This is a genomic window from Streptomyces sp. NPDC014734 (assembly GCF_043083325.1).
Taxonomy (GTDB): Bacteria; Actinomycetota; Actinomycetes; order Streptomycetales; family Streptomycetaceae; genus Streptomyces.
The window spans coordinates 475,995-487,445 of the sequence record NZ_JBIBYN010000004.1; the positions used below are offsets into that span (position 1 = coordinate 475,995).

At 71.8% G+C, this 11,451-nt stretch carries 10 protein-coding genes; 5 read left to right on the forward strand and 5 right to left on the reverse strand.

The features are described from left to right. Window positions 1-2 precede the first annotated feature (2 nt). Window positions 3-425, forward strand: coding sequence for a DUF742 domain-containing protein (locus ACF1CT_RS10645; RefSeq protein WP_391783420.1), 423 nt, complete (start codon window positions 3-5; stop codon window positions 423-425). Continuing rightward, entirely contained in the window at window positions 406-1,011 is a 606-nt protein-coding gene (locus ACF1CT_RS10650) for an ATP/GTP-binding protein (RefSeq protein WP_391783421.1), read from the forward strand. The genes ACF1CT_RS10645 and ACF1CT_RS10650 overlap by 20 nt, the downstream gene beginning before the upstream one ends. A gap of 226 nt (window positions 1,012-1,237) precedes the next feature. On the opposite strand, the gene ACF1CT_RS10655 is transcribed toward ACF1CT_RS10650, so the two are convergent. Beyond that, window positions 1,238-1,591, reverse strand: a complete 354-nt coding sequence (locus ACF1CT_RS10655) for an Mpo1-like protein (RefSeq protein WP_391783422.1) — start codon at window positions 1,589-1,591, stop codon at window positions 1,238-1,240. A gap of 107 nt (window positions 1,592-1,698) precedes the next feature. Continuing rightward, the gene (locus ACF1CT_RS10660; RefSeq protein ID WP_391783423.1) at window positions 1,699-2,517 is read right to left on the reverse strand and encodes a M15 family metallopeptidase; all 819 of its coding nucleotides are present in this window, start codon (window positions 2,515-2,517) and stop codon (window positions 1,699-1,701) included. A gap of 57 nt (window positions 2,518-2,574) precedes the next feature. Between ACF1CT_RS10660 and ACF1CT_RS10665 the strand changes: the two genes are divergently transcribed. Then, complete coding sequence (locus ACF1CT_RS10665) at window positions 2,575-3,108, forward strand: NUDIX domain-containing protein (protein ID WP_391783424.1); 534 nt, start codon at window positions 2,575-2,577, stop codon at window positions 3,106-3,108. Between the two features lie 81 nt (window positions 3,109-3,189). Here ACF1CT_RS10665 and ACF1CT_RS10670 read toward each other — a convergent pair whose 3' ends face one another. Further along, window positions 3,190-5,541 (reverse strand): glycoside hydrolase family 31 protein, encoded by a 2,352-nt coding sequence (locus ACF1CT_RS10670; RefSeq protein ID WP_391783425.1) that lies wholly within the window; start codon window positions 5,539-5,541, stop codon window positions 3,190-3,192. A gap of 215 nt (window positions 5,542-5,756) precedes the next feature. Here ACF1CT_RS10670 and ACF1CT_RS10675 point away from each other — a divergent pair, with 215 nt between their 5' ends. Together ACF1CT_RS10675 and ACF1CT_RS10680 are read left to right on the forward strand one after the other, a co-directional pair. Beyond that, window positions 5,757-7,733: an acetoacetate--CoA ligase gene (locus tag ACF1CT_RS10675; protein ID WP_391783426.1), complete on the forward strand. Its 1,977-nt coding sequence runs from the start codon at window positions 5,757-5,759 to the stop codon at window positions 7,731-7,733. 68 nt (window positions 7,734-7,801) lie between these two features. Next, a complete protein-coding gene (locus tag ACF1CT_RS10680) occupies window positions 7,802-8,764 on the forward strand; it encodes a hypothetical protein (RefSeq protein ID WP_391783427.1) in 963 nt (320 codons plus the stop codon). An 81-nt stretch (window positions 8,765-8,845) separates the two neighbouring features. Here the strand turns inward: ACF1CT_RS10680 and ptsP are convergent, their stop codons facing one another. Together ptsP and ACF1CT_RS10690 are read right to left on the reverse strand one after the other, a co-directional pair. Further along, window positions 8,846-10,516: a phosphoenolpyruvate--protein phosphotransferase gene (gene ptsP / locus ACF1CT_RS10685; protein WP_391783445.1), complete on the reverse strand. Its 1,671-nt coding sequence runs from the start codon at window positions 10,514-10,516 to the stop codon at window positions 8,846-8,848. 78 nt (window positions 10,517-10,594) lie between these two features. Continuing rightward, window positions 10,595-11,044, reverse strand: coding sequence for a PTS glucose transporter subunit IIA (locus tag ACF1CT_RS10690; RefSeq protein ID WP_391783428.1), 450 nt, complete (start codon window positions 11,042-11,044; stop codon window positions 10,595-10,597). Window positions 11,045-11,451: the final 407 nt, after the last annotated feature.

Sequence of the window (11,451 nt, forward strand, 5' to 3'; positions counted from 1 at the left end):
GCATGAGCGCTGACTCCTCCACACCGCCGGCACCGCACACGGACCCGCAGGCGTCGCGCTGGTACGACGCGGACGCGGGGCCCGTGGTCCGTCCGTACGCGATGACCCGGGGCCGCACCAGCAGCGCCTCGCGCCATCGCCTCGACCTGATCGCGGTCGTCGTCCCCGAACCCGCGGCCGACGACCCCGGCCGGGACCAGACGCTCTCGCCGGAACATGTGGAGATCGTCGAACTCTGCAGTGCCATGCCCCAGTCGATCGCCGAGCTCTCGGCCGGCCTGGACCTTCCCGTCGGAGTGGTCCGAGTCCTGGTCGGCGACCTCGTCGAGGACGAGCTCGTGCACGTGACCCGTCCCGTTCCGCCGGCCGAGCTGCCGGACGTGAGCATTCTTCGCGAGGTGATCAATGGCCTTCGGGCGCTCTAGCCGCAGCAGGCGGCCCGTTGATCCCGTCACCCTGAAAATACTGGTGGCGGGCGGCTTCGGTGTGGGCAAGACGACCCTGGTCGGCGCGGTCAGCGAGATCCGGCCGCTGCGTACGGAGGAGAGGCTCAGCGAGGCGGGCCGTCCGGTGGACGACGTGGCGGGCGTGGAGGCCAAGACGACCACCACCGTGGCCATGGACTTCGGGCGGATCACGCTCCGCGAGGACCTGGTGCTGTACCTCTTCGGCACCCCCGGACAGGATCGTTTCTGGTTCCTCTGGGACGAACTGGCCCAGGGCGCGCTGGGTGCCGTCGTGCTCGCGGACACCAGACGGCTTGAGGACTGTTTCGCGGCGGTCGACTACTTCGAGCGGCGAAGGATTCCGTTCGTCGTGGCCGTCAACTGCTTCGAGGGCGCCGAGCTCTTCGCCACCGAGACGGTGCAGGCGGCACTGGACCTCGATCCCGAGGTACCGGTGCTCATGTGCGACGCGCGCGATCGTTCCTCCGCGCGCGACGTGCTGGTGAAGGTCGTCGAGCACGCGGCGGACCGGGCCGAGCATCCCCGCCAGCCCGCGACGACGTAGCGGACCCCGCCGCGCCCGGACGCGGTGCCCGCAGGGCGGCCCGTACCCCCGCCGACCGGGGTACGGGCCGCGCACTGCCGCCTGGCGGAGCACGGATTTTTCTCCCGGTGCGACGCGCCGTCAAGACCGGTGACGGCGGACGCCGCTCACGCCCCGCACGGAGGCGTCAGGCGGAGGCGGTGACGGGCGGCGTCCCGTGCTCCGGGAGGCGAGGCCCGTCGGCCCGTCACGGACGGGGGTTGTCGGCGAGCCACGTGGCAGCGATCGCCGCCAGCTCCCGGTCGCGCCCCGCCAGCATCATCCGGATCATCTGCACGTCGCCCCGCAACGACCAGGCGGGATGGCCGAACGTGGCCGGGTTGTTCTTCTCGATCAGGAAGTGAGCGGGCCACGCGGTCCCGTAGCCGATCAGCGGCAGGGCCGCCGCGTACCGCTTGCGTCCGCGAGCCAGGCCGTAGGCGGTGACCGCGAGACCGGTGAGGGTGCCCGTCAGATGGACCCAGCGCGTCGCGGCCCTGGAATGCATGGCCACGTAGTAGGGCCAGAATTCCTCGTACGAATCGAACGTCTGTTGTGGCATAGGGGCACCGTAATGCTTCGGACGGCGACCGGAAACGGCCGAGCCGCGTCGGAAGACGCACGTCCGCGGCGGCCGGGGCCCACGGGGGAGGTCCCGGCCGCCCTCCTCTACGCACGTCCGTGCCCTGCCAACGCGCTCGGCGTCACCGGAAAGTCGAAGTACGTGTCCGGGAACGGCTCCGGGCGGAAGGTGTAGTGCCACCACTCCTCGGCCAGATTCACGAAGCCCGCCTCGGCGAGCGTGCTCCTGAGGAACTGCCGGTTCGCCCGCTGCTTTCCCCGGACGCGCGGGTCGTCGGTGTGGGCGAGCGTGTCGAAGCAGTCGAATCCCGTGCCCATGTCCAGGGAGTCGTCCGGGAAGCGGTGGCCCCGCGGCGCGTAGCAGGGTGCGAGCTCCTTGCCCGGTTCGTAGGGACCGGGCGGCGCCGCGGGCAGCCGGACCACCGTCAGATCCACCGTGCTGCCGCGGCTGTGTCCGGACTTCTCCGCGATGTAGCCGTCCGCGAACAGCCGGGTCTTGTCGACCCGTGGATAGAACTCCCCCTTCATGGCCTGGTCGTCGAGGTCCTCCGCCCAGCGCACGAACTGGTCGACCGCCCGTTGCGGCCGGTAGCAGTCGTACACCTTCAGGGAATAGCCCCGGCGCAGCAGCCGGCTCTGCGCACGGTGCAGGGCCCGGGCCGCCGGCCGGGTGAGGACGCAGAGCGGTTGCCGGTAGCCGTCCACCGGAACGCCCATGAAGTTGTGCGCGGTGGGATAGCGCATTTCCTGGATGATCGTCGGATCCACCGAGCGCAGTGCGACGAACGCGTCGGGGGCCTTCGGCCCGTGCGCCGCCCCTGCCTCGGGTGCGGTGACGGTCATGAGGAGGAGGACGGAGGCGGCAGCGGCCACCAGGACGCGGAGAGCGGAAGCCATTCCTGTCATGGCCACATAATCCAGGAGCGGGGGAGCGGACGGCGGGCGATCGGATACAGTCCGCGGGTGTCCGCGTTCACACACAGCCCCGAGAAGCCGGTCAAGGACTCCCACTGCGGCAGCTGCGGGGCGCCGTACGCGGACCGCGGCACCTGGCCCCGGGTCTGCGCCGTCTGCGGCGACCGGGCCTACCGCAACCCCCTGCCCGTCGCCGTGGCCCTGCTTCCGGTCACCGACCGGGACGGCACCGGCCTCGTCGTCATCACCCGCACCATCCGGCCCCGGCTCGGCGGGATCGCGCTCCCCGGTGGCTTCATCGACCACGACGAGGACTGGAAACACGCCGTGGTACGTGAACTCCGCGAGGAGACCGGCATCGAGGCGGAACAGCGCGACGTCCGCCTGGCCGACGCCCTCAGCGACCCGGAGGGACACCTGCTCCTCTTCGGGCTCCTCCCCGAACGCCCGGCGTCCTCCCTCCCGCCCTCCCTGCCGACCGACGAGACCGCAGGCTTCCACGTCCTCCGGGCACCCGCCGAACTCGCCTTCCCGCTGCACACCCTCGCCGCCCGCTCCTGGTTCGAGGGCCGCTACCGCTGACCCCGCCGGACCGTCCCGCGCCCCCCGGCCCGGGCCCCGAGCACAGGACGCACCCACGACGTGCCGGGGCCGGGACAGCCGTCACAACCCACGCACGCGCACCGGCCGGCCCACCGGCCCCTCCACGCCCTCGCGCTCCACCACGACCCGCCCGTCCACCAGCCGCGTCGTGTACCGCTCCACCTCCGCGCGGCCCCGGTCGTCACCCGTGTCCAGGACCACCAGCCCCCCTCCGCCCCGCCCCGCGCCCGGAGCCCAGACCTCCAGCTCCACACCCCCGTCCACGTCCCGCACCGGCAGCACCGACCCCGCTCGCGCCAGCACCGGCACCCGCGACAACGGAGCGTCCAGCAGCACCTGCCCCGGCCCCTCGTACGCCTCGCCCGTCGCCGTGTCGTACCACCGGCCCCGGGGCAACCGCACCGCCCGGCGATCCGCACCGGGCTCCAGCACCGGCGCCACCAGCAGCGCGTCCCCCAGCAGAAACGCGTCCTCGCACTCGCGCAACGCCCGGTCCCCGGGAGCCCCCCACCACAACGGCCGCATGTACGGCGCCCCGGTCAGCGCCGCCGACTGCGCCAGCGTCTCGAAGTACGGGCGCAGCCGCTCCCGCTCAGTCATCGCCGCCCTCGCGCAATCCAGCGCCCGGGCCCCGAACTCCCACGGCTCCCGCCGGCCCGCGTCCATCGCCGCATGGGTCCGGAACAGCGGCAGATACGCGCCGAGCTGGAACCACCGCACATACAGCTCGGGCGAGGGCGCCCCGTCGAAACCGCCCACGTCCGGCCCCGAGTACGGCACCCCGCACAGCCCGAGCCCCAGAACCAGCGCCAACGAGGCCCGCAACCCCGGCCAGCCCGTCCCCACGTCACCCGACCAGGTCCCCCCGTACCGCTGCATCCCCGCCCAGCCCGAACGCGAGAACAGGAAGGGGTGCTCCCGGGGCCGAAGCCGCCGCAGCCCCTCGTACCCGGCACGTGCCATGGCGAGCCCGTACACGTTGTGGGCCTCGCGGTGATCGCCCCCGCGCCCCTCCAGACAGTGCCGGGCCGAGCGCGGAAGCGTCGGATCCCCGAACGCGGCGAACGACACCGGCTCGTTCATGTCGTGCCACACCCCGGAGAAGCCCTGCTCCAGCCGTTCCGCGTACAGCCCGCCCCACCACTCCCGCACCTGCGGATCGGTGAAATCCGGATAGACGCACTCGCCCGGCCACACCTCCCCGCGCACCACCCGCCCCCGCGCGTCCCGGACGAACGCCCCGCGATCCCCGACCGCCGCACCCGTGTCGAACACCGCGTACCCGGGCTCGGCCTTCACCGCGGGATCGACGATCGACACCAGCCGCACCCCCTCCTCCCGCAGCTCCTTCGCCAGACCCGGCAGGTCCGGGAAGCGCTCGCGGTCGACGGTGAACACGCGGTGCCCGTCGAAGTGGTCGATGTCCAGATGCAGCGCGGACAGCGGCAACCCCCGCTCCCGGTACCCGGCCACGATCCGGCGCACCTCCCGCTCGCTGCCGAAACCCCAACGGGCATGCTGCGCACCCAGCGCCCACGACGGCGGCGGCACCGGCGCGCCGGTGAGCGCCGTCCACCCCTGCAACACCCTGGCCGGCGTGCCCGCCATCGCCCAGCACCGCAGCGGCCCGCCCTCCATCCGCACCTCGCACGTCCCCGGCCGGTCGTGGCCGGACCCCGCACCCTCCTGCCCCTCGCGCAGCGCCACCCGCCCCGACCAGCTGTTGTCGTGGAACACCAGATGCGTGCCCCCGTCGGCGACCACCAGCTGCACCGGCATCGTCAGGTACAGCGGATCGTCCCCCGGCCCGAAACGCCCACCGGGATCGGTGTTCCACAGCCGGTACACACCGTCCCGCAGCCGCGGCCCGGACGCCCGCCCGCCGAGTCCGAAGAACCGGGCGTCCGCGGGCACCTCGGAACGCTGCACCCACCGGGCGTCCCCACCCGCGACCGGTTCCCACCAGCGCGGCGGCAGTTCCCGCCGGAGCACCACCCCACCCGGAGTACGCAGCTCAACGGCCCCGTGCCGCGACACCGCGAACGTCAGCCGCTCCGAGACCACCTGCCAGCCGCCCTCCTTGTCCGGCTCCAGCACGGCCCGCGGATCCGCCTCGGGCACCGCACCGGCCACCGCGTACGACGGCAGCGGCCCGGCCCCGTCCCAGCTCCAGAACACCGCGCCCCCCACCGCGACCCGCACCCGCAGCTCCGACCGCGCGAACCGCACCACACCCCCGCCCGGCCCCGGCTCCGCCCTCACCACGGGACCCGGCACCCGCGCCCGCTCCGCGCCACGACGCGGCAGCGCCCGCGCGTCCGCGCCCCGACGGCGCAAGGCCGACCGCACCATGCGCAGCCCCCGTACCGAACCGAACATTCTCACCGAGCGCACCAGGTCACGAGCTTCCATGCGGCTCACCCTGCCATCCGACGGGGCGGGTGCGGGCTCCGTTCAACTTCCGTTCACCCGTGGCCGGACCACATATCCGGACACGCGGCCATGGGCGGCCGACCCTGGTGCGAAAGACGATCACGTGGCATCGTCCGTGAGAGCCGCCGCACGCGCACACTCCGGCGCGCGCGCCCCACGCCCACCCCGCGTACGCAGAGCCAGGGAGCCGCCCCATGACCGCAGCAGCCCACGAAGCCCCCCTCTGGCAGCCCGGCCCCGAGCGCATCGCGGCCGCCGCCGTCACCCGCTTCCAGAACTGGGCGGCCGGGCAGTACGGAGCACCGGCCGAAGGCGGCTACGAGGCGCTGCACCGCTGGTCCGTCGAGGAACTCGACACCTTCTGGAAGGCCGTCGCCGACTGGTTCGACGTACGGTTCTCCACCCCGTACGCATCCGTCATCGGCGACCGCGCCATGCCCGGCGCCCGGTGGTTCCCCGGTGCCACCCTCAACTACGCCGAACACGCCCTGCGCACCGCCGAGGACCCGCTGCGCGCGGACACCCCCGCACTGCTCCACGTCGACGAGACCCACACCCAGGCCGCCATCTCCTGGTCCGAACTCCGCCGCCGCGTCGGATCGCTCGCCGCCGAACTCCGCGCGCTCGGTGTCCGGCCCGGCGACCGGGTCAGCGCCTACCTCCCCAACATCCCCCAGGCCGTCATCGCCTTCCTCGCGAGCGCCGCCGTCGGCGCCGTCTGGACCTCCTGCGCCCCCGACTTCGGAGCCCGCAGCGTCCTCGACCGCTTCCAGCAGGTCGAACCCGTCGTGCTGTTCACCGTCGACGGCTACCGCTACGGCGGCAAGGAACACCACCGCGCCGACACCGTCGCCGAACTGCGCCGCGAACTGCCCACCCTGCGCGCCGTGGTCCACATCCCGCTGCTGGGCACGGACGCCCCCGAGGGAGCCCTCGACTGGTCCGCCCTCACCTCCGCGGACACCGAGCCGGTCTTCGAGCCGGTGCCCTTCGACCACCCGCTGTGGGTCCTCTACTCCTCCGGCACCACCGGACTGCCGAAGGCGATCGTCCAGTCCCAGGGCGGCATCCTGCTGGAGCACTTCAAACAAATCGGCCTGCACTGCGACCTCGGTCCCGAGGACCGGTTCTTCTGGTACACCTCCACCGGCTGGATGATGTGGAACTTCCTCGTCTCCGGCCTGCTCACCGGGACCACGCTGGTCCTGTACGACGGCAGCCCCGGATTCCCGGACGTCAGCGCCCAGTGGCGGGTCGCCGAACAGACCGGGGCGACCCTGTTCGGCACCTCGGCCGCCTACGTCATGGCCTGCCGCAAGGCCGACATCCATCCCGGTCGTGACCTCGACCTCTCCCGGGTCCAGTGCGTCGCCACCACCGGCTCACCGCTCCCGCCCGACGGATTCCGCTGGCTGCACGACGAGGTCGGCGACGACCTGTGGATCGCCTCCGTCAGCGGGGGGACCGATGTGTGCAGTTGCTTCGCCGGAGCGGTCCCCACGCTCCCCGTGCACATCGGCGAACTCCAGGCGCCGTGCCTCGGCACGGACCTCCACTCCTGGGACCCCGCGGGCGAACCGCTCATCGGCGAGGTCGGCGAACTCGTCGTCACCTCACCCATGCCCTCGATGCCGATCCGCTTCTGGAACGACCCGGACGGCAGCCGCTACCGCGACAGCTACTTCGACATGTACCCCGGCGTCTGGCGCCACGGGGACTGGATCACCCTCACCGAACGCGGCTCGGTCGTCATCCACGGCCGGTCCGACTCCACCCTCAACCGCCAGGGCGTACGGATGGGCTCCGCCGACATCTACGAGGCCGTCGAACGGCTCCCCGAGATCCGCGAATCGCTCGTGATCGGCCTCGAAGAACCCGACGGCGGATACTGGATGCCCCTCTTCGTCCACCTCGCCGAGGGCGCACGGCTCGACGACACGCTGCGCGACAGCATCAAGCGCACCATCCGCGAGAACCTCTCCCCGCGCCACGTCCCGGACGAGGTCATCGAGGTACCCGGCATTCCCCACACCCTCACCGGCAAGCGCATAGAGGTTCCGGTCAAGCGCCTGCTGCAGGGCACGGCCCTGGCCAAGGCGGTCAATCCCGGATCGATCGACAACCTCGAACTCCTCCACTTCTACGAGGACCTCGCCCGCAGACGTCGCTGAGCGCCACACTGTCAGTACCCCTGATTACTCTGAGTGAGCAATGTTCGTCAGCGCACTGGGGGAATCACATGGCGTACGGCAGGAAGACCCGGCACACCGAACACAACGAACACACCGAGACCGTCCGGCCCGCCGGCCCCCGGAGCCGCGGCCGGACCGGCACGTCCATGCGACGCACGCTGCGCCGCGAAGCCCCCAGCACGATCGGGCTGCTCGCCGACGAGCGGGACTTCGCGGCGATGCGGCACTACCGCAGCTTCACGTTCGACGACCACGCCGTCTATCTCCGGCAGGTCGAGAGCCTCCTCAGGTCCCTCGCGGCGCAGGGGATGCACACCAGGGTCGCGCTCTTCGACCCCGAGGAGTACGTGGAGTTCTGCTCCGAATCCGACATCGCCCCCGACGACCCCGCGAGCCGCAGCCGGTTCACCGCCGAGATCGCGTCGGCCGGTGCCACCGTCGCGTACACCGGCCAGCCCATCGACGACCTGATTCCGCTGCTCGTCGACCGCGCCGTCCGCCACGCCACCTGGGAGTACGCCACGATGACCCTGGCCGGCCTCGGCGCGTGCGCGGACTGCGGCCAGGACATCGGCCGCGCCGCCTTCGACCGGGCCTCGCATCTGCTGCTGCGGCTGCTGGAGACGGCCGGTCCGGGCACACATCACCTCGTCTGCTCCACCCCCGCCGACAACGAGCACCTGTTCGCCGTGCTCCACACCGAGCGCGACACCACGGGTCCCGTCCGGCTCGCATCGACGGAAGGGGCCGAGTTCGTCACGGTGCTCGCCGTCGGCGTCGCCCTCGAAAAGCCCGGTGGGGTCGTACTCCGAACGAGCAACCCCCGTGTCCCGGACCGGGTCCACGGCTGGCGGCTGGACCGCGGGGCCCTGGTCCCGCTCACCGCCGGCGAGGTCTTCAGCGCCTACTGCACCGACGCCGACACCGGGGAACCCGTCGCCCCGGAGCCACGGGTGGAGTACTGCGCGGGCTTCGATCTGCGCGCGGACGAACCGGAGGACCACCACTGAGGGAGCACCACTGAGACACCGAAGGGGCTCCCCGCCACCACCGGGCGGGAAGCCCCTGTTCCTCCGTGCGAAGCCGCGGGACTACTCGCCCGACAGCACCGCCTGGGCGGCAGCCCGTGCCTCTTCCGCCGAGTCGGCAGCACGCGCGGCGGCGGCGGCGCGCTCGCACTGCGCGAGGGTGTGCTTCGCCAGCGTGGCGCGAACGTAGGGAATGGACGCGGCACCCATCGACAACGACGTCACACCCAGACCCGTCAGGACACAGGCGAGCAACGGATCGGAGGCGGCCTCACCGCACACACCGCAGCTCCTGCCCTCGGCCCGGGCCGCCTCCGCCGAGAGCGCCACCAGATCGAGCAACGCCGGCTGCCAGGGGTCCTGGAGGCGGGACACCGCGCCCACCTGGCGGTCGGCGGCGAAGGCGTACTGCGCGAGGTCATTGGTGCCCAGCGAAAGGAACTCCACCTCCTGCAGGATCGAACGCGCCCGCAGTGCGGCGGACGGAATCTCCACCATCGCACCGAACTTCGCCCCCAGCCCCGCCTCGCGGCAGGCATCGGCGAACGCCCTGGCGTCCGTACGGTCGGCCACCATCGGGGCCATGACCTCCAGGTGGACGGGCAGGCCGTCGGCCGCCTTCGCCAGCGCGGTCAGCTGGGTGCGCAGCACCTCGGGGTGGTCCAGCAGACTCCGCAGCCCGCGCACGCCCAGCGCCGGATTCGGCTCGTCCGCGGGCGTGAGGAAGGCGAGCGGCTTGTCGGCGCCGGCGTCCAGCACCCGCACCACGACCCGTCCTTCGGGAAACGCTTCGAGCACCGCCCGGTAGGCCGCGATCTGCTTCTCCTCCGACGGCGCCCGCTCGCTGTCGTCCAGGAACAGGAACTCGGTACGGAACAGCCCCACGCCCTCCGCACCGGCCTCGACCGCCGCGGGCACGTCTCCCGGCCCACCGACATTGGCGAGCAGCGGGACCTTGTGACCGTCGGAGGTCGCGCCGGGACCGGTCGAGGCGGACAGCGCGGCCCTGCGCGCGGCAGCGGCACTCTCCATCTCCGCGCGCTTCTCCGCGGTGGGCTCGACGAAGATCTCCCCGGTGCTGCCGTCCACCGCGATGACGGTCCCCTCGGCCAGCTCACCGGCGCCGGGGAGCGCGACCACCGCCGGTACACCGAGCGCCCGGGCCAGAATCGCGCTGTGGCTGGTCGGCCCGCCCTCCTCGGTCACGAAACCGAGGACCAGGGCGGGGTCGAGCAGCGCGGTGTCCGCGGGCGCCAGGTCCCGAGCGATCAGTACGTACGGCTCGTCGCTGTCCGGCACACCGGGCATCGGCACGCCGAGCAGGCGGGCGACGATCCGATTGCGCACGTCGTCGAGATCGGCGACCCGTCCCGCGAGGTACTCACCGGCGTTGGCGAGCAGCGCGCGGTAGGCGGCGAACGCGTCGTAGACACCGCGTTCCGCGGTGCTCCCGACAGCGATACGACGCTCCACATCCGCGATCAGCTCGGGGTCCTGCGCCATCATGGCCTGGGCTTCGAGCACGTGCTGCGCCTCGCCCCCGGCCAGATTGCCGCGTGCGATCAAGTCGGCCGCGACAGCTTCCACCGCCTGACGGGCGCGCCCCTGTTCGCGCTCCGCCTCCTCGGCCGGAATCCGCTTGGCCGGCGGTTCGAGCACCGCCGTACCCATGTGACGTACTTCGCCGATCGCCACCCCGTGGCTCACGCCGACGCCTCGCAGCGTTGTCTCCATGTCACCCGTCTCCGATTGGGCGGTGGTCCCTGCCTCCGCGTTGGATATGCAGTCGGCCGTCATGGTGCCGAGCTCCCGTCAGTGCCAGCCGAACAACGTGTCGCCGATCTTCAGATCCCCGTCCTCGCGTACCTCGAAGAGGGACTCGGCGGTGGCTTCCAACGCCACGACGGGACATACGGGGGACTTGCCCGCCGCCTCGACGCCCGCCGGGTCCCAACGCACGATCGCCTGTCCGCGCGTCACCGTGTCGCCCTTGTTCACGAGCAGCTCGAAGCCCTCGCCGTTGAGCTGAACGGTGTCGATACCGAGATGAACGAGTACGCCATGTCCTTCCCCGTCCACGACGACGAACGCGTGCGGGTGGAGGGAGACGACGATGCCGTCGACCGGGGCCACGGCCTCGGACGGCTCGCGCACGGGATCGACGGCGGTTCCGGGCCCCACCATCGCGCCGGAGAAGACCGGGTCGGGCACTGCGGCGAGTCCGATGGCACGCCCGGCAAGAGGGGACGTCACAGTGGTCATGGGGAACCTCCCAGGGGTGGAGCTTGAATGGCGCCGTCGGGGCCTGCGGACGACGGCGTGCTGTTCAGCAGCGTAAGTCATGAGAAGTTCCGGTTCCGCCCGAGTACTGACGGTTCGCGCCACCGGAAGAACACAGCAAACGATTTGCCTCGGATCCTCGTCACCTGTAGGGTCATGTCCCTGCCTTGCCCGCCGCGAATCGGATTCGATCCGAGTTCGCCCCATGGGTCGGCAGCGACTTCTCAAGCCAGGACTTCACCTTGATTCAGCATCCGCATGTCTGCGGGGGCCGGTCAGGGAAAAGGAAAAGGCCTGATAGAGTCGGACTCGCCGGAAAGGGAAACGCGAAAGCGTGGAACTGGAAAGCGGCCCCGCTTCGACCGGGGGTCGGACACTGAAAAGGGTCT